We start from the raw sequence: 17,782 nt of genomic DNA, 5'->3' as shown, positions 1-17,782 counted from the left end.
TCCAGGCGTCTGCGTTGACTGGCTCGGTGCAATATTTATTGCGTATCGCGGGTTTGCTCACTAGCTTCAATAGAGCATCTTAACTTTAAGGAGACACCCCATGAAACGGACTACATTGGCGGTTGCCATCGCGGCGATTTGTGCAGGCATGTCGATCCATGCGCTGGCCCAGGAAGAGTCGGCCAGCGAAGGTGACCAAGCCGCGGGCGGCTCGACGGAACAGCAGCAGACCTCCGGCGCTGGCGCCCAGGGCGCCCAGGGCGCGCAAAGCCAGACGAGCACCGAAGACGATAGCGGCGAGATGCAAAGCGGTGACACGGACACCGATTCGGGTACGGACACCGATTCAGACACAGACACCGATACCAGTACTGATACCAGTGCGACGGGTGACAGCCAGGGTCAGATGAGCGATGACCAGGGCATGGATACCGACGAAGACGCCATGAGCGACGACGCCGCCGGGGGTGATAGTGCGGGTCAAATGGAGAGCGAGCCCAGCCCCACCGATAACGACATGAACACCGAAGAAACCATGGCGGACGACACCGCGGTGGACGACGACGAAACCACCGCCAGCGACGGCCAGATGGGCGACAATGAAGGTCGCTCGCCGAACGCCATGGAAGACCCGGATAACCGCGAATCCGATGAAAGCCTGGCCGAAAACGATACCCAGGGTGGCTTGATGTCGCTGACGATCAGCGAGGTCGAAGGCATGACCGTGGTCAACCAGGAAGGCGAAGAGATCGGTAGCGTCGATAACGTTGTCGAGCACAACGACTCTGGCGATCTCTACGCGATCGTCTCCATTGGCGGATTCTGGGGCTTCGGTGCCACGGATGTGGCGCTGGCGCTTCAGGAAATCAACGTCGAGGACGACCAGCTCGTCATGCAAACGACCTACGGCAGCGACGAAATCGAGTCCGCCACCGAAGAGTATAACGAGGATAACTACAGCCAGGTCGATGGCGACATGCAGGTAGGCGAGGTGGCCAACCACCCCAATCGTAACCAGTAACGCCTGGCTAAAATATCGAGGCAGCAGGGCAAGGGGTTCCCCCCTTGCCCTTTTTCTTGCCCGCTATTTCACGCTGATTTAAAACGCTTTGTTGGTTAAGATGAGACTTTGTCATCAACCGGTCGTTTCCCCATGGCGCAAGCGTCGCTACATTCTGCTCGTTCGTTTGCCGGCCATCGTATCGGGGTGTTGCTGCTGCCCGGCTTCTCGCTGCTCTCTCATTCTTGTTTGGTCGAGCCGTTGCTGCTGGCCAACCAGCTTGGCGGTAAGCTTCGTTATCAGATCGTCACATTGGGCCTTGACGAGGGCAGCGTGCGCAGCGCCGCCGCGCTCACCACCCAGGTCGAGTACGGCTTGCAAAGCGCCCCCGTAGCGCTTGATAGCGTCTTTATAGCCGCGCCTTCGCCATTGCCCTATCCGCTTTCTCCAAGGCTTGTCGAGTGGCTTAGAACGCTTGCCAGCAAAACGGCGCTTGGAGGGGTTGCCGGCGGCAGCGAGGTGCTAGCACGCTGCGGGCTGCTGGACGGCTACCGGGCAACGCTCCCCTGGCAGCGCTTCGCCGCGCTCTCCCAGGCCTACCCGGCGGTCACCTTCACCCAGACGCTGTTTGAAATCGACCGCACCCGGCTGAGCTGCGCCAGCGGCACCGCCGCGCTCGATATGAGCCTGACGCTGATTCGCCGGGACCTGGGCGAGGAGCTTGCCCGAAAAGTCTCGGAGCACTTTGCCTACGAGCGTGTGCGCATGGCCGACGAGCCCCAGCACGTGCCGCTACGCAGCCGCCTGGGCCACGCGCCGCAAAGTCTGATAGACGCCGTCGCGCTGATGGAAGCCAATATCGAAGAGCCGTTTTCGACCCTCGAGCTTGCCGAGCATCTGGGCATTTCACGGCGCCAACTCGAGCGGCTTTTCAAGAAGTACCTGCAGGCGGTGCCCAGCCGCTACTACCTGGACTTGCGTCTGCAAGAAGCGCGCAAGCGCCTGCGGGAAAGCGACCAGCCGGTGGGGGATATCGCGCTGGCGGTTGGGTTCTCCTCCGGGGCGCACTTCTCCACCGCCTACCGTAATCACTTCGGCCTTACGCCTCGGGAGGAACGACTGGTGCCTTGAGCGCACCGAGCGTTCGGCAAAAAGGCCGCGTCGAGCGGCCTTTTCTTCCTCCGGTACGCTTTTCGAGTAACGCTACGCCATGGTATCCACGATGCCGCCTTCCACGCGAAGCGCCGCTCCGGTGGTGGCGCTGGCCTGTTCAGACGCTACGTAAACGCACAGGTTGGCGACCTCGTCCGACGTTGCCAGGCGCTGGATGATGGAAGAAGGGCGGTTTTCGTCAATGAACTGCGTTTCGGCCTCTGCAAGCGAGATGCCTTTCTCTTTGGCCTGCGCCTCCATTAGGCGCATGACGCCTTCAGAGCGCGTGGGCCCGGGCAGGATGGCGTTGACCGTAACGTTGGTGCCGCTCAGGGTTTTGGCAAGCCCGCGAGAGACCGCCTGCAGGGCGGATTTAGTCATGCCGTAGTGAACCATCTCTGTGGGAATGTTCAGCGCCGATTCACTGGAAATAAACTCGACCCGGCCCCAGTTGCGCTCGCGCATGCCCTTGGCGTAATGGCGCGACAGGCGTACTGCGCTCATCACGTTGGTATCGAAAAAGCGCTGCCAGGTGTCGTCGTCGGTGTCAAAAAAGTCGCCGCCTTCGAAGATCCCCACGTTGTTGATCAAAATATCGGCCTCGGGCACGCGCTCTATTAGCTTTTGGCAGCCATCTGCCGTTGCCAGGTCTGCTGCCACGCCGGTGGCGTTGGCGCTATCCACCTCGCGACTCAAGGATTCGAGCGCTTGGTCGACGCGCTCTTTGGTGCGCCCGGTAATCACTACCTCGGCACCCGCCGCGGCGAGCCCTTTGGCGATCGCGTAGCCGATACCTGCGGTAGAGCCTGTCACTACTGCCCGTTTACCGCTTAAGTCGATGTGCATCTCGCTCTCCTTGAATAAGCAACTGGATGGCCGCCTAATGAAACCGTCGCGTTTACGCGAATCTTCAACGCATAACAACTATGGCGGCTGATCATCAAAAATCAAGCGGCCTTCCAGGGGCGTAAGCGCTTCTTTTTTGATGGGTCGTGGTCATCAGTCTTTGCCGGCGAACTGCCGCTTTCCATAATTACCCGTCCCATTCGTGAAAGTGCGAAACCTGCCAGGCTGCGTATACTAAAACCCTTTCGCCCCGACTGGAGACCCTCAATGAGCCATACGCCAAGCCGTCAGGATTTCGATACCTACATGACCCCCAACTACTCGCCCCAGCAGGTGGTGCCGGTGCGCGGCGAGGGTAGCCGCTTGTGGGATCAGGACGGGCGCGAGTATATCGACCTGGCCGGTGGTATCGCCGTGAACTCGCTGGGCCACTGCCATCCGGCGCTGGTGGGCGCGCTCAAGGAGCAGGGCGAAAAGCTCTGGCACCTCTCCAACATCTATACCAACGAGCCGGCTTTGCAGCTTGCCAAAAAGCTCGTCGATAGCACCTTCGCCGAAAAAGTGTATCTCTGCTCTTCGGGGGGCGAGGCCAACGAAGCCGCGCTGAAACTGGCGCGCCGCTACGCCGTGGATCACGTCGGCGAGCACAAGGACAAGATCATCTCCTTTAGCCAGTCCTTTCACGGGCGCACGCTGTTTACCGTCAGCGTCGGTGGCCAGCCCAAGTACTCCCAGGGCTTTGGCCCGATCCCCGGCGGTATTCAGCACGCCACGTTCAACGACCTGGAAAGCGTGCGCGCGCTGATGGGGGACGACACCTGCGCGGTAATGGTCGAACCCATGCAAGGCGAGGGCGGTATCATTCCCGCTAGCCAGGAATTTTTGGAAGGGCTGCGCGCGCTCTGCGACGAACATGACGCGCTGTTGATCTTTGATGAGGTACAAACCGGTGTGGGTCGCAGCGGCAAGCTCTACGCTTACCAGCGCTACGGCGTGACCCCGGATATCCTCACCAGCGCCAAGTCGTTGGGCGGTGGTTTCCCCATCGGCGCGATGCTCACCACGGACAAGATCGGCGCCTCTTTGGGCTTTGGCACTCACGGCTCCACTTATGGCGGCAACCCCCTGGGCTCGGCGGTGGCGCTGGCTGCACTTAAGGTGATCGACACCCCCGAGGTGCTCGAAGGCGTCGAGACGCGTCACCAGCTTTTCCGTCGCCATCTCGAAACGATCAACGAAAAATATGGCGTTTTTAAGGAAGTTCGCGGTATGGGGCTTTTGATCGGCGCGCAGATGAGCGATGACTTCGATGGCCGGGCGAAGGATATTCTGCCGCTGGCCCTCGAAGAGGGCTTGATGGCGCTGATCGCCGGGCCCAACGTGCTGCGTTTGGCGCCGTCGCTGGTGATCCCCGAAGCCGATATAGAAGAGGCCATGGTGCGCCTGGAGCGCGCGATAAAACGCCTCGTTCACGCTTCATGAGCCGGGCAGACGCAACCATGCCGTCAGAGCGGGTAGGGTTACGCATCGTTCGTCCGGTGGCGATGGCGGACATCGACGCGCTGATGGCGCTGGCCGAAAACGCCGTGCCTAAACTGACCAACTTGCCGGCCAATCGGGAACGCCTGGAGGAGCGCATCGAGCGCTCGCTGGAAGCGTTCGCCCGTCAGGCGGAATTTCCCGGCGACGAGCAGTATATGTTCGTGCTGGAAGAGGCAAGCGATGAAGGCGCGGCGCGGGTGCTGGGCACGGCGACGGTACGCGCCCAGGCTGGCGCCACGGATGCCTACTACACCTACCGCCAGGAAACGCTGATTCACGCCTCCCAGCAGCTGAACGTGCGCCGCGAGGTGCAGACCCTGGCGCTTTCCCACGAGGTGTCCGACGCCACGCTACTCTGCGCGTTCTCCCTCGACCCACGCTATCAGGGCACCAGCGCCGAGAGCCTGCTGCGCCGGGCCAGGCTAATGTTCATCGCCCAGTACCCGGAGCGCTTCTCGCGCATTCTGGCCGTGGCGTTTCCCGGCTACCTGGATGGCGAGCAGCGCTCGCCGTTCTGGGAGAGCGTGGGCAATCACTTCTTCGCGCGCAGCTTTCAGGAGATCAACCACATCGCGGGGATGCGCTCCAAAAGCTTCATCGCCGAGGTGATGCCGCAGTTTCCGCTCTACTTGCCGCTTTTGACGCCCCAGGCGCGGGCGGCGATCGGCCGCGAGCACCCGGCCCACGAGGCGCCTTTGCAGGAGCTTCTGAATGAAGGGTTCGTGCGCTCGCGCCATGTCGATATTTTCGACGCCGGGCCGATCGTCAAGGCCGAGCGCGAACGCCTGGAGACCTTTCGCCAGGCGGGGTGGCATCCGGTGCGTATCCGCCCGGCGCATACGCTGCCGGATGCCGAGCCCGCGCTCATCGCCAATCAGGGCGAGGATTTTCGCTGCCTGGTAGCGCGCTATGCGCTGTCGCCCACCGGCCAACTGATGCTTAGCCCCGAGCACGCAAAGCGGCTCAACGTGGAAGAGGGCCGGGCGGTGCTGGTGGCCCCGCTTGCGCTGCCCAGCGCCCAGGATGTTCTTGACGAGGGAGAGATGTAATGCGCATTCGGCCCATTGTCCGTGACGATATCGAAGGGCTTCAGGTGCTGGCGCAGCAGGCCGGGGTGGGGTTTACCTCGCTGCCCGACAACCGCGAGTTTCTCGTCGAGAAAATCGAATCCGCCGCGCGCGCTTTTGAAGAGCGCACGCCGGTCGACGACCGGCTCTACTTTTTCGTGCTCGAAGACGACATCACCGGGGAGCTTGCCGGTTGCTGCGCCATCGTGGGTCAGATCGGCCGCGACGTGCCGTTTTATCACTACCGGCTGGGCACACTTGCCCACTCCTCGATACAGCTCGACTTGCACCGCACCATCGACACGCTTTTTTTGAGCTCGGATCACACCGGCGACGCCGAGGTGTGTTCGCTGTTCGTGCGCCCGGAGTACCGCGGCGAAGCGAACAAGCACCTGCGAAACGGGGCGCTTCTTTCCAAGGCGCGGTGGCTATTCATCGCCCAGTTCCGCGACCGTTTTCCCGATAAAGTGCTGGCGGAAATGCGCGGGGTATTCGACGAGCACAACAAAAGCCCGTTCTGGGAGAGCCTGGGCAAGCACTTCTTTCCGATGGACTTCAACGAAGCCGACCGGCTGACGGGGTTGGGTCAGAAGAGCTTCATCGGCGAGCTGATGCCCAAGTTTCCGATCTACACCACCTTCATGTCCGAACAGGCCCGCGGCTGTATCGGCCAGGTGCACCGCCACACCCGCCCGGCACTCGAGATGCTCAAAAAAGAGGGGCTTCGCTGGGAGGGTTATATCGATATTTTCGACGGCGGCCCCACCGTCGAAGCGTATATCGACGATGTGCGCGCCGTGCGTACCTCGCGAGTGTGCCCGGTAGAGGTGGTTAAAAACGCCGCGCCCCAAAGCGTGAGCCGCTGGCTAGCCGCGACCACCGCCATGGGCGATTTTCGCGCCGCCTGGGTGGGCCGCGGGCCCGACGACAACGGCACGCTCGTGCTCAGCGACGAAGAGGCCCGGCGCCTTGGCGTCGGCACCGGCGAATCGCTCAGACTACTCGATACCAGGGAGACGTCATGACCTCATCTTCTTTGAACGCCAAAGCGCAGCAGATGATCGGCGGCCAGTGGCAGGCCGGTGAAGGCGCGGCCTTGACCAAACGAGACCCGGTCGGCGGGCAAACGCTTTGGCAAGGCGAAGGCGCAAGTACCGACCAGGTCGGGCAAGCGGTCGCGGCCGCGCGCCAGGCCTTTGAGAGCTGGGCGCGCACATCCTTTGAAGAGCGCCGCGCGCTGACCGAGCGCTTCGCCGAGGTGCTCAAGTCGCGCAGTGAAGAGCTCGCCCTGGCGATCGCTTCAGAAACCGGCAAGCCGCTTTGGGAGGCGCGTACCGAAGCCGGCGCGATGGTCGGTAAGGTCGCGCTCTCTGCCCGGGCGTACACCGAGCGAACCGGCGAGCGCGAGAAGGAAGTCGGCAGCGCCAAGGCCGTGCTGCGCCATCGCCCTCACGGCGTGATGGCGGTGTTCGGCCCCTATAACTTTCCCGGTCATCTTCCCAACGGACATATCGTACCGGCGCTTTTGGCGGGCAACACCGTGGTCTTCAAGCCCAGTGAGCAGACCCCGCTGACCGCGGACCTGACTCTGCAGTGCTGGTTGGAGGCGGGCCTGCCCGACGGGGTCATCAACCTGGTGCAGGGCGGGGCCGAGGTTGGCCAAGCGCTGGCGGGCAGCGCCTATATCGACGGGCTGCTGTTTACCGGCAGCGCCAAGGTCGGTGGCATGCTGCACCAGCAGTTTGCCGGCCAGTTGGATAAAATCCTGGCTTTAGAGCTTGGCGGCAACAACCCGCTGGTGGTCAAGGACGTGCAGGACGAGCGCGCCGCCGTATTGACCATTTTGCAATCCGCGTTTCTCTCCGGCGGGCAGCGCTGCACCTGCGCCCGGCGTTTGATCGTGCCCCAAGGCGAGGCCGGTGACCGGCTGGTAGCGGCGCTTTCCGCGGCAATCGAGAAATTGCACGTGGCCGGGCCTTTTGAAGAGAACCCGGCGCCGTTTTACGCGGGGCTTGTAAGCGTTGCCGCCGCGAACGGCCTGCTCGAGGCCCAAAATGACCTCGAGGCGCTGGGCGGCCGGGTGATCAACCGAATGCAGCGCCTGGAAGAGAACACCAGCCTTTTGAGCCCGGCGTTGATCGACGTGACCGGGCTCAACGTGCCCGACGAGGAGCACTTCGGCCCGCTTCTGAAAATTCATCGCTACGGTGATTGGGACGAGGCGATCACGCTTGCCAACGACACCCGCTTCGGGCTCTCCGCGGGGCTAATCGGCGGTACTCAGGCGGACTGGGACGACTTTTTGCTGCGCATTCGCGTGGGGATCGTCAACTGGAACCGCCAGACCACCGGGGCCTCCGGGGATGCGCCCTTTGGCGGCGTAGGCGACAGCGGTAATCACCGTCCGAGCGCCTTTTACGCGGCGGACTACTGCGCCTACCCGGTGGCCTCCATGGAGGCCGAGTCGCTGGAGATGCCCGAGACCCTGCCGCCGGGAGTCACGCTATGAGCCACGGCCAGGCGGATGTTCGCGAGGTCAATTTCGACGGCCTGGTCGGCCCCACCCATAACTACGCCGGGCTGGCGGCGGGCAATCTGGCCTCCAAGCGCCACGAAGGCCACGTGGCCAACCCTAAAGAGGGTGCGCTGCAGGGGCTTTTGAAGATGAAGTCGCTCATGGAGGCTGGCTACGCCCAAGGGGTGCTGCCGCCCCAGCAGCGCCCGGATGTCGGCGCGCTGCGCGATCTGGGCTTTAGCGGAAGCGACGGCGAGGTGCTGGCGCGCGCCGGGCAAGATGCCCCCCAGCTTTTGCGCGCCGTCTGTTCGGCTTCCAGCATGTGGACCGCCAACGCCGCCACCGTCACGCCCAGTATGGATTCGCCGGACGCCCGCGCGCACTTTACCTCGGCCAACCTGCAGTCGAGCTTTCACCGCTTTCTGGAGCCCGATACCACCGGGCGCGTGCTTCGCTCGATTTTTGCCAATGAGCGCCACTTTAGCCATCACCCGGCGCTGCCCGCCACGCCGGCCTTTTCCGACGAGGGCGCCGCCAATCACACCAGGCTTTGCGGTGAGTACGGCGAACCCGGCGTGCACCTGTTCGTTTACGGGCGTAAGGCGTTCGGCGGCGAGCGCGAGCCTGGCCGCTACCCGGCGCGGCAAACGCTGGAGGCGAGCCAGGCCGTGGCTCGCCAGCACGGCCTGGGCGAGGCGCAAACCGTGTTCGCCCAGCAGCACCCGGACGCCATCGATGCCGGCGTGTTCCACAACGACGTGATCGCCGTGGGCAACGGGCCCGTACTGCTCTACCACGAGATGGCGTTTCTGGACGAAGAGGCGACGCTCGACGCGCTACGCGCCAAAATGACCACGCCTTTGATTGCGGTGCGCGTGCCCCAGGAGGCTGTCAGCCTGGACGACGCGGTGAGCTCGTATCTGTTCAACTCGCAGCTACTTTCCAACCCGGATGGCACCATGACCCTGGTCGTGCCCGGCGAGTGCCAGGAGAACGAGGCGGTATGGCGGCCGCTTCAGGATCTGATTCTGGCGGGCTACAACCCCATCAGCGAGGTGATCGTCAAGGACGTCAAGCAGAGCATGCAAAACGGCGGCGGCCCCGCGTGCCTGCGCTTGCGTGTGGTGCTTTCCGAGGTCGAACGCGACGCGATCGATGGCCGCGTGCTGCTCACGCCCGCGCTGTTCGAGGATCTTAGCGCTTGGGTCGAACGCCACTATCGCGATCGGTTGGCCGCGGAAGATCTCGCCGACCCGCAGCTTGCTCGTGAGTCGCTCACCGCCCTCGACGAGCTCACGCAGCTTCTCGAGATCGGCTCGGTGTATCCGTTTCAGTTGGGGTAGCAGGTCAACTCGGCAGAGGTGAGCCGATACAGCGCTCAAAGAGGGATGCCAAAGGCCGATAGTTGCAATGAACACCTGCGATATTGGCCTCAATCCATTCACTGCGTTCGAGATGATGCCACGAAAGCTGATAACCACAGTTGATGATCAGGTGCTCGAAAAACAGTCTTTGGGCGCGACCGTTGCCGTCGCGAAAGGGATGCAAAACGTTTAGATCACCATACAACTCGGCACAGGCCGATATGAGATCTGCTTTGTTGAGCGTTGCGAAGTAATGCTGCTCTGCCAGTTTTGCGAAAAGCTTTTCTGCTTCGGGAGGGATGCGATTGACATTGCAAAATCGCGTATTGCCCTTGGCGATATCAATGGTACGGACATTACCCGCCCAACTATAAAGGTCATTGAAAAGCTGGTAATGAAGATGTTTTAGATATTCGAAATCGTAGGGGGGCGATGAAAGCTCAATGCTGTCAGCGTTTATCAGGGAAAGCTCAAGTTCTGCCGCTTCGAGCTCCTCGGCATCGATAATCTCCAGCTTATTGCGCAGAACACCGGTACCCGTATAGCAATAAGGATCCTGCCCGGTGCCGTATTTATCCATCAGCGAGCTTTATGCTTCCCATATTTCGCTAACACCTCGGCTTTATTCGCTTTGCGTGCTTGATAATCGACAGTGATTCCTTCCAGCTCCATACTCGCCTGATAATTGGAACGCCTTGCCTTTGCCTGATAGCGGCGTTTTGTTTCCATGGATACGTTGTTCATCAATCATCCTTCGCTATGGCTTTGCTAATAGTGAGTATAGCGGATCAAGAAAGAGCGCTCATCTTATAACGGGGCGCTTTAACGTTCAGGCCGTTCAAGGACACTCTATCCCATGACGCCGCTCTTTCAGCCAACCCGCGACAAGGCGTTTGCTTCACGGCTCATTCAGCACAACATGACGTGCTATTACAAGCGGCTCGACATGCACTGGGACGACGCCGTGTTCGATCGCGATTGGCGCGAGCTCGAAAGCTATCAACTGGTGATCGACGCGTGTCCGGTAGGGCTTTTATGTATCAACCGCGACGACCATGCGTACTACATTCGCGAGCTGCAGATTGCCCCAACATGGCAGCGCCAGGGGCTGGGGGCGGCGGCCATCCGCTTTACCCATGATAAAGCGCGGCGAGAGGGGGTCTCTGCCTTGCGCTTGCGGGTGTTTTGCATCAACCCGGCCAGGGCGCTCTACGAGCGCATGGGGTTTCATATCCGTAAAACCCAGGATAACACCCATTATATGGAGCGCCCGGTTTTCTGAACGCCCCTTCTCATCCTCAAAACCTTCCTGGTTGATAACCGAACTCAGGAAAGCGGCCTGGCTTTGCCTAAATTGAGCAGCGCAATACCCGCGCCGATTAGCAGCGCGCCGGCCAGCAACCCTTGCGGGGCGCTTTCGCCCTGCAGAAAAATCGCCACCGGCACGCCGAACAGCGCGCCGACGGAGCCCAGCAGGCTTAAAAGCACCGGGCCGCCGCTTTTTTGTAGCAAAAAGAGCAGCAAAAACTGGCCGGCAAAAACCGCCGCTTGCAGCGCCATCAACGCCACCACGCCTGGGCGCAGAGCGGGCAGCCCAAGCGAGAAGCCGGGCAGCAGGCTCACTCCCAGCAAAAGCACCACGGCGGCGACCAGCATACCCGGGGCAAGCGCCTCGCCGGAGACCCCCGCCGGCCAGCGCAGCGTGCGATACAGATTGCCCACGGCGAGTAGCACCGGGCCAAGCAGGGCCAGCAACACCCAGCGCACGTCGGCATCCGGGGCGGCCACCTTGTGTGCGGCCAACGTCATCGCCCCGGCCAGCGCCAACAGCACGCCAAGGCCGCGGCTAAGCTGAAAGCGCTCCATCTTTAAAACCAGCGCGCCCAGGTAGGTGAGCAGCGGAGGCAAAGTGATGATGAGTGCCACGAACCCCGCCCCGATATGCGCGATCGCTGAGAAGAACAGCAGATTGGAGCCCGCCACGCCGACCAGCGCCGACACCGTGTAGTACTCCAGCGTTCGGGCGTTGACCGGCGGCAGCCGCCCACGCATCGCGCCCAGTGCGAGCAGCAAAAACGCGGCGCCGCCCAGCGACCAGAACAGAAACGCTAACGGTGAAATGCCCATTTCCCCGGCCTGCTTGGCCAGGTTGGTGGAAAGCCCCAGCAGCATGCCGCCGGCGAGCAAATAGGCAAGCGGCACGAGGCGGCTCGAAGTGACCGCACTGACGGCGGCTGGGTAAGAGGTGGTTCGCTGCATGACAAGCCTCTGGTTAAGTATCTTGATATCAAGGTATCTGGGGTTTTACCTTGACGTCAAGATAAAAAAACGTAAGCTTGGCGTATGGATCACGTCGATAAAATACTCAAACAGTGGCAGCAAGAGCGCCCGGACCTGGACGTGGCGCCCATGGGCACGCTTGGCCGACTCAAGCGGCTGCATAATGCCCTGATGCGCGCCATGGAGCCCACCTGGGCGGCGTTTGGGCTGAGCGACTCGAGCTTTGACGTGCTCGCCACGCTCCGGCGCGAAGGCCCGCCCTACGCGCTTTCACCAAGCGATCTTATGGCCTCGACCATGGTGACCTCGGGCACCATGACCCATCGGATTCAGCAGCTCGAAAAAGCGGGGCTCGTCGAACGAGTCAAAAACCCGGACGACGGGCGCGGTTTTTTGATTTCACTTTCAACTGAAGGCTTTGCGCTGATCGATGCCGCCGTGACCGCTCACGTCGAAACGCAGCAGACGCTGGTCAGCAGCCTGGATGATGCGCAGCGCGGCGAGCTCGATGCGTTGCTCAAGCAGATGCTGGAAAGTCTTGATCAGCGCACCCAGGAAAACGACACCCAGGAAAACGAGAGGTAACGTGCGATGGCGCTTTTGTTGAAATGTCTGCTTGGGGCGCTGGCGGTGCTGCTCATTGCACTTTTGTCGCGCACCAAAAGCTTTTTCATCGCCGGGTTGGTGCCGCTGTTTCCCACTTTTGCGCTGATTGCGCACTATATCGTAGGTTCCGAGCGCGGCATGGCGGATCTGCGCACCACGGCGCTGTTCGGCCTCTGCTCGCTGATCCCATACGCAGCCTATCTGGCTGCCATCTACTACGTAAGCTACCGGCTCACCCTGACCGGCACGCTGACCGTGGCCACCCTGGTCTGGCTGCTTTTCGCGCTGCTTTTGCTATGGGGCTGGACGCGCTTTTACGCCGGCTAAAAGGCGCTCAACTATAAATAGACGTGCGCCGGATTGCTTGCGTCACCGTCTCCATAAAAGCGCGTACGCGTGCTACCTGGCGAAGATCCGGGTGGGTTAGCAGCCAAAGCGGCGTTGCGAGCGCCTCGATAGGATCGCTCAAGCGTACCAAAGCGCTATCGCCGTCGCCCAGGTAGCAGGGAAGTACCGCTATGCCAGCACCCTCGCGTACCGCTGATTGCATGCCCAGCAGGCTATCCAGCCGGTAGGCGGCGTTTTTATCCTTCATCCAGTCCTCCAGAACGGCGTCGCCCATGTGAACGTCCGGGCCTACCCAGCACTCATCGAGTAGGGCGCCGGGCGGGCGCGGGGTGGGCGTTGCCTGCCAGCGCGCGCGCTGGCCATACACTGCCAGGGCCACCTCGCCGAGCGGACGCCCGACCAGCGCTTCCGGCGGCGTGCGGGTGGGGCGGATGGCGATGTCCGCTTCCCGGCGCGAGAGGCTATGGCGCTGGTTGGAGATCGCCACTTCGAGGTCGATGTCCGGGTGGCGCTTGCGAAACGCAGCGAACACCGGGCTTAAAAGCCCGGCGAACAGTGTGTCGGTAGTGGTGATGCGTAGCGTGCCCGAAAGCGTGAGATCCTGGCCGACCACGCGCCGCTCGGCGCCGTACACCTCATGCTGAACGCGCTCGGCAGTGGCCGCCAGGTCTTCGCCCGCAAGCGTTGGGGTATAGCCGTGGCGATGGCGCTCGAACAGGGTGACGTTCAGACGCTTTTCAATCGCGTTGAGCCGACGAAATACCGTCGCGTGGCTAACGTGCAGCGCTCGGCTGGCGCCGGAGAGCGAACCCTGTGAGGCGACGGCGAGCACCACCTGTAAGTCATCCCACTTCAATTGCTGTGCATTCATGCAAATCCACTTGTCATTTTTAGGGAATGGGTCGGCAAATACGAACAGGTTAGCCTGTCACCCAAACCGATGACAGAGGAGTTGGCATGAACGTATTGATCATTCTGGCGCATCCCGAGCCGCGCTCGTTCAATAAAGCGCTGGCCGAAACGGCGGTTTCCAGGCTGGAAAGAGCAGGGCATACAGTGGCGGTCGACGACCTCTACGCCGAGCGCTTCGACCCGGTCGAGCGCGCCGAACACTACGGGCGCCACAATGACGAGGTTTTCGCCCCGCTCGATGAACAGCGCGCGCACTACGAGCAACAAGCGCTACCGGCGGAGGTTGCGCGCGAGCTCGAGCGGCTCGAGTGGGCGGACCTGGTGATTTTTCAATTTCCGCTCTGGTGGCACGCAGAGCCGGCCATTTTGAAAGGCTGGTTCGATCGTGTGTTGGTTTACGGGGGGCGTTACACCAGCCGGATGCGTTACGACCAGGGCTACTTCAAGGGCAAGCGTGCGCTGCTCTCGGTGACCGCCGGCTCACCCCGACACGCCTTCCAGCCTTTTGGCCGGGCAGGCGACATGGCCGCCTGGCTCTGGCCGATCCACTCCTCGCTCTACTACGTGGGGTTCGAGGTGTTGGCGCCCCAGGTGAGTTTTGGGGTACAGGGCGGCGGTATCGAGTATCAACAACAGGATGCGCTGGTCGAACATCTACAAAGGTGCAAAGAGCGTTGGGCCGAGCGCGTGCAAAAGCTTACCCAGGAGCGGCCGATCCCCTTCGCCGGCTGGGACGACTGGGATGAGACGGGCGTGCTCGAGGACACGGCGCCGCTTCGCTGGCGGGTGGGTTAGCGCTGGCAAGGCGCCCCGCCATAGGCCGGGCCGGCGGGCGGAAAGAGTAGCGGGTGTTTAACGCGGCGCGTCGATAATGGTGACGCCGGTGACCTGATGAAGGGCCTCCATCAGTGAAGCGCGAAAGGTTTGGCCGTGGCCCATGCCTGGAAATTCGCGGTAGCTTGCCGTGATGCCGTCCATGGCGTCGAGGCGCTTGGCCAGTCTTTCCGGGGCATCCGGTGCCACACTCGAAATGCGCTGGATGTGCGCCTGCACGCGCGGGTCGCTCAGGTCGCGGTGGCTGTGGTCGCGCTCGCTGCCACCCAGACTCAGCAGCACCCGTACCGGCTGGCCCGCGTAGCGGGTCGTGAAGTCGTGCTGTGGCTGGCCGAGCAGGGCGCCGTCGGCCCACCAAAGCGATGGGCTACCCGGAGCGTAGGTGGTGAACGCGTCAGGGCGGGTAAACAGCGTATGTAACACGAACAACCCGCCCAACGAGTGGCCCCAGAGCGTTTGCTGCGCCGGGTCGGTGGCCACGCGCTTTTCGATCTCCGCGCGGACCTGGCCCTCGATTACCTCCAGAAAGGCGTCGGCGCCGCCGCCCGGGTGCTCTGGCGGAGTCTCGCCGTCCTCGAGAGGGCGCGCGGTAAAGGTGTATTCCTGTAGCCGTCGGCGGTCGATACGCAGGTCGTTGTCGTAGCCGACGAATACCAATACCGATGGAACACTCTGCTCGCCGAGGGAGTCGAGCAGGGCGGTATCGAACTCCATCAGCGCGGCGTTGGCGTCGAGCATCCAGAACGCCGGAAACCCGTTTTCAGGAGCGCTTTCTGTCGGAATGCCCAGCGTGACGCGCCAGCGCTTTTCGCTTCCGACCAAAAAGCGCTCGAAGCGGTACGTTTCCAGCCGTTCATCCAAAACGGTGTGGCCTATGGACTGTTGCGGATCGCGTTGCTGGGCCAAGGTAGGGCTACTCCAGAGCATCGTGAGCAGAAGAAGGGGCAGAATGCGGAACGCCGTAGCGCACGTCGAGGGAAGGATCATGAAACTCCCATGAAGGTTAATCCAACGCTTGCAGGTCAGGAGTAACCTCGCGCGGCGTTGATATCGTCGTTAAATAGATAAAATGTTAATGTTAACGATAATTGATATTAATGAAAGAGTAACGGCCCGCGCTCGCAAGCTCAGGTCATCCGGTTCGAATGAGTACGTTCAAAGGCGAATGATCAAAAGAGTCCTCCCATGGTAGATATCGCAGCGTTTTTAGGTTTTCTGATTTTCACTCCCGGCATCATGCGAAATTTGTACGCCGAGTCCGCGATGTACGATGAGTTCGGCCGACAAAAAACGCTTTTTCCGCTTTTGGTACTGCTGCCTGTTGCGCCACTTCTACTGGTTGGTCTAACGATCATGGTGAGCGTCTGGGCAGGGATTGTCGTAGCTGGCCTCTGCTTTTTGCTGGTGTTACTCACGGCGCGTAAAGACGTCGCCGTCTTTGATACCTCCGGCACGAGTCGCACCGACAAGGCAAAGAACGCCGCACACATGGCTTTCGGTGCCGCCCTGGCGGGCCTGCTCTACGTTGCGTTATATGCGCTTTATCCGTTGACCGTAGGTAACTGGTGACAAGTCGATAGTTAGCGCCGTGCGCGTTGTTACTATACTGCGACGTATTTGTCCGATCACCCTTTAGAGAGAGGCTTCTGTGTCGCTGGAATTCAATTGGTCGCGCTTCAATGAACTCGATGTCCATGCCTTTTACACGATCGCCCGCGCACGCGAGGCAGTATTCGTGGTCGAGCAGGCCTGCGCCTATCAGGAGATCGATGAGCTCGACCCGCTGGCGTGGCATCTGCGCGCCACGCTCGAAGGAAAGCTTGCCGCCTATATTCGTCTGGTGGGCCCGGGAGATAAATTCGCCGAGCCTTCGATCGGGCGAGTGATGACCGTTCAGGCGTACCGGGGCCATCAGTACGGGCGCCCCTTGATGGCGGAGGCGATTCGCTTCACCGAAGAGCGCTACCCGGGCCTGGGCATTCGTATCGGCGCGCAGGTCTATCTCACTACCTTCTACGAATCGCTGGGCTTTCAAACGGTGGGGGAGGCCTACGACGAAGACGGCATCTTGCATATCGATATGTTAAAGCCCCCCGTCGATCGTTAAGCGGAGTTCCCTATGGCGGATGCTTTCGACATCCGTTTACTCTGTGAGACTCATCCCCTCTGGTAGCGCGCTCGCGCTTCGCAGATACGTTGGTGATGGGTATCCGCCCAGCCCACGAGCTGCTTCATCGGTGCCAGAAACGAGTGGCCCAGCGCGGTCAGCCGGTACTCCACTCGCGGCGGTACTTCCGGGTAGAGCGTACGCTCGATAAAGCCGTCCTGCTCCAGATGTTTGAGGGTTTTGGAAAGCATCTGTTTCGAGATATCACCGATCTCGCGGCCAAGCTCGTTGAAGCGCAGCGTGCGTACCTCGAGCGCTTCCAGCACCAGTAGACTCCACTGATCGCCGATACGGTCCAGCACATCGCGAATGGGGCAGGGCTGTTCAAAGATGTAGCCGGTGGTCGAGGCGTTCGTGTTGGGCATGGTCTGTCGGAACTCCATGGTCAGCGTAGGGTGACCTGGTAAGTAAAAAGTGACTTCTTGTGGTTCGATCCGGCGTTGGATTATGATCGCTTTACGGTCTTTTTTATAGACCTGGTATGCTGACAAAACCATCGAACACGTACGTGGAGGTTTCAAATGGCACAGGTAGCTCTTGTTGGCGCATCCGGTAACGCTGGTTCACGCATCCTGAAAGAACTCGTCGAGCGCGGCCATCAGGTCACGGCGATTGCCCGCCACTCCGATAAGATCAGCACATTGGACGGCGTTAAAGCGGTGCAGGGCGACGCAGACGATCGCGCCGCTCTCGCCCGGTTGCTCGAGGGGGTGGATGCCGTCATTAGCGCTGTGCCGTTCTCGACAAGCGACCCGGACAAGCTGATCGGCGCGGTCAAGGATTCCGGCGTCAATCGCTACCTGGTGGTGGGCGGCGCCGGTAGCCTACTGGTGGGCCCCGGCCAGCGCGTGATCGACCAGCCTGACTTCCCGGATGACTACAAGCCGGAAGCCGGAAGCGGTTCGATATTTCTTGAAAAACTCCAGCAAGCGGGAGATCTCGAGTGGACCTTCCTGTCGCCCTCGGCGGAGTTCGAGCCCGGCGAGCGCACCGGTCATTTCCGCCTGGGCCAGGACGAGTTGCTCGTCGATAGCGACGGCAACAGCCGCATCACGTTCGAAGACTACGCCATCGCCCTGGTGGACGAGCTGGAAAAAAACCAGCACCCCCGCCAACGTTTCACCGTTGGCTACTAAAGAAGAAAAGGAC

The 17,782-nt window shown here is 61.3% G+C and carries 21 protein-coding genes; 14 read left to right on the top strand and 7 right to left on the bottom strand.

What is annotated here, in order from left to right; all coding sequences use genetic code 11:
- Positions 1-100: 100 nt before the first annotated feature.
- A complete protein-coding gene (locus ACWHVV_RS12930; RefSeq protein ID WP_447926607.1) occupies positions 101-1,021 on the top strand; it encodes a PRC-barrel domain-containing protein in 921 nt (306 codons plus the stop codon).
- Positions 1,022-1,210: 189 nt separating this feature from the next.
- Complete coding sequence (locus ACWHVV_RS12925; RefSeq protein ID WP_447929151.1) at positions 1,211-2,131, top strand: GlxA family transcriptional regulator; 921 nt, start codon at positions 1,211-1,213, stop codon at positions 2,129-2,131.
- A 72-nt stretch (positions 2,132-2,203) separates the two neighbouring features.
- On the opposite strand, the gene ACWHVV_RS12920 is transcribed toward ACWHVV_RS12925, so the two are convergent.
- Positions 2,204-2,998, bottom strand: a complete 795-nt coding sequence (locus ACWHVV_RS12920; RefSeq protein ID WP_447529465.1) for an SDR family NAD(P)-dependent oxidoreductase — start codon at positions 2,996-2,998, stop codon at positions 2,204-2,206.
- Positions 2,999-3,265: 267 nt separating this feature from the next.
- Here ACWHVV_RS12920 and ACWHVV_RS12915 point away from each other — a divergent pair, with 267 nt between their 5' ends.
- Genes ACWHVV_RS12915 through astB form a run of 5 tightly spaced genes read left to right on the top strand, consistent with a single transcriptional unit; the run spans position 3,266 to position 9,465 of the window.
- On the top strand, positions 3,266-4,480 hold the full coding sequence (locus tag ACWHVV_RS12915) for an aspartate aminotransferase family protein (RefSeq protein ID WP_447926606.1): 1,215 nt from the start codon (positions 3,266-3,268) through the stop codon (positions 4,478-4,480).
- Between the two features lie 17 nt (positions 4,481-4,497).
- Positions 4,498-5,589, top strand: coding sequence for an arginine N-succinyltransferase (locus ACWHVV_RS12910; RefSeq protein ID WP_447926605.1), 1,092 nt, complete (start codon positions 4,498-4,500; stop codon positions 5,587-5,589).
- Entirely contained in the window at positions 5,589-6,632 is a 1,044-nt protein-coding gene (gene astA / locus ACWHVV_RS12905) for an arginine N-succinyltransferase (protein WP_447926604.1), read from the top strand. The genes ACWHVV_RS12910 and astA overlap by 1 nt, the downstream gene beginning before the upstream one ends.
- An 11-nt stretch (positions 6,633-6,643) precedes the next feature.
- A complete protein-coding gene (gene astD / locus ACWHVV_RS12900; RefSeq protein WP_447929150.1) occupies positions 6,644-8,116 on the top strand; it encodes a succinylglutamate-semialdehyde dehydrogenase in 1,473 nt (490 codons plus the stop codon).
- Complete coding sequence (gene astB / locus ACWHVV_RS12895) at positions 8,113-9,465, top strand: N-succinylarginine dihydrolase (RefSeq protein WP_447926603.1); 1,353 nt, start codon at positions 8,113-8,115, stop codon at positions 9,463-9,465. Before astD ends, astB begins: the two co-directional genes overlap by 4 nt.
- A 4-nt stretch (positions 9,466-9,469) precedes the next feature.
- On the opposite strand, the gene ACWHVV_RS12890 is transcribed toward astB, so the two are convergent.
- Together ACWHVV_RS12890 and ACWHVV_RS12885 are read right to left on the bottom strand one after the other, a co-directional pair.
- Positions 9,470-10,066, bottom strand: a complete 597-nt coding sequence (locus ACWHVV_RS12890; protein WP_447926602.1) for a putative adenosine monophosphate-protein transferase Fic — start codon at positions 10,064-10,066, stop codon at positions 9,470-9,472.
- Entirely contained in the window at positions 10,066-10,230 is a 165-nt protein-coding gene (locus tag ACWHVV_RS12885; RefSeq protein WP_447926601.1) for a YhfG family protein, read from the bottom strand. The genes ACWHVV_RS12890 and ACWHVV_RS12885 overlap by 1 nt, the downstream gene beginning before the upstream one ends.
- Positions 10,231-10,342: 112 nt before the next feature.
- On the opposite strand from ACWHVV_RS12885, the gene ACWHVV_RS12880 reads away from it, so the two are divergent.
- Positions 10,343-10,768: a GNAT family N-acetyltransferase gene (locus ACWHVV_RS12880; protein WP_447926600.1), complete on the top strand. Its 426-nt coding sequence runs from the start codon at positions 10,343-10,345 to the stop codon at positions 10,766-10,768.
- A 44-nt stretch (positions 10,769-10,812) separates the two neighbouring features.
- Here the strand turns inward: ACWHVV_RS12880 and ACWHVV_RS12875 are convergent, their stop codons facing one another.
- Positions 10,813-11,745, bottom strand: a complete 933-nt coding sequence (locus tag ACWHVV_RS12875) for an EamA family transporter (RefSeq protein ID WP_447926599.1) — start codon at positions 11,743-11,745, stop codon at positions 10,813-10,815.
- A gap of 84 nt (positions 11,746-11,829) precedes the next feature.
- Here ACWHVV_RS12875 and ACWHVV_RS12870 point away from each other — a divergent pair, with 84 nt between their 5' ends.
- The gene (locus tag ACWHVV_RS12870; protein WP_447926598.1) at positions 11,830-12,351 is read left to right on the top strand and encodes a MarR family winged helix-turn-helix transcriptional regulator; all 522 of its coding nucleotides are present in this window, start codon (positions 11,830-11,832) and stop codon (positions 12,349-12,351) included.
- 6 nt (positions 12,352-12,357) lie between these two features.
- Positions 12,358-12,699, top strand: coding sequence for a GlpM family protein (locus ACWHVV_RS12865; protein WP_447926597.1), 342 nt, complete (start codon positions 12,358-12,360; stop codon positions 12,697-12,699).
- A 7-nt stretch (positions 12,700-12,706) separates the two neighbouring features.
- Here ACWHVV_RS12865 and ACWHVV_RS12860 read toward each other — a convergent pair whose 3' ends face one another.
- Positions 12,707-13,591 (bottom strand): LysR family transcriptional regulator, encoded by an 885-nt coding sequence (locus tag ACWHVV_RS12860; protein WP_447926596.1) that lies wholly within the window; start codon positions 13,589-13,591, stop codon positions 12,707-12,709.
- 86 nt (positions 13,592-13,677) lie between these two features.
- On the opposite strand from ACWHVV_RS12860, the gene ACWHVV_RS12855 reads away from it, so the two are divergent.
- Positions 13,678-14,427, top strand: coding sequence for an NAD(P)H-dependent oxidoreductase (locus ACWHVV_RS12855; RefSeq protein WP_447926595.1), 750 nt, complete (start codon positions 13,678-13,680; stop codon positions 14,425-14,427).
- Positions 14,428-14,484: 57 nt separating this feature from the next.
- Here the strand turns inward: ACWHVV_RS12855 and ACWHVV_RS12850 are convergent, their stop codons facing one another.
- Positions 14,485-15,372, bottom strand: a complete 888-nt coding sequence (locus ACWHVV_RS12850; protein WP_447926594.1) for an alpha/beta hydrolase — start codon at positions 15,370-15,372, stop codon at positions 14,485-14,487.
- Between the two features lie 279 nt (positions 15,373-15,651).
- On the opposite strand from ACWHVV_RS12850, the gene ACWHVV_RS12845 reads away from it, so the two are divergent.
- Positions 15,652-16,035 carry a hypothetical protein gene (locus ACWHVV_RS12845; RefSeq protein ID WP_447926593.1) on the top strand — a complete coding sequence of 128 codons (384 nt, stop codon included), beginning with the start codon at positions 15,652-15,654 and terminating at the stop codon, positions 16,033-16,035.
- Positions 16,036-16,114: 79 nt separating this feature from the next.
- Positions 16,115-16,573: a GNAT family N-acetyltransferase gene (locus ACWHVV_RS12840; protein WP_447926592.1), complete on the top strand. Its 459-nt coding sequence runs from the start codon at positions 16,115-16,117 to the stop codon at positions 16,571-16,573.
- Positions 16,574-16,623: 50 nt separating this feature from the next.
- On the opposite strand, the gene ACWHVV_RS12835 is transcribed toward ACWHVV_RS12840, so the two are convergent.
- Positions 16,624-16,998, bottom strand: a complete 375-nt coding sequence (locus tag ACWHVV_RS12835) for a winged helix-turn-helix transcriptional regulator (RefSeq protein ID WP_447926591.1) — start codon at positions 16,996-16,998, stop codon at positions 16,624-16,626.
- A 156-nt stretch (positions 16,999-17,154) separates the two neighbouring features.
- Here ACWHVV_RS12835 and ACWHVV_RS12830 point away from each other — a divergent pair, with 156 nt between their 5' ends.
- Positions 17,155-17,769 (top strand): NAD(P)-dependent oxidoreductase, encoded by a 615-nt coding sequence (locus ACWHVV_RS12830; RefSeq protein ID WP_447926590.1) that lies wholly within the window; start codon positions 17,155-17,157, stop codon positions 17,767-17,769.
- Positions 17,770-17,782 lie beyond the last annotated feature (13 nt).

The sequence above is a fragment of the Vreelandella sp. EE27 genome (assembly GCF_968206495.1).
The sequence above is the reverse complement of the archived record's forward strand: the minus strand, read 5'-3'. Positions and strand labels throughout refer to the sequence as shown.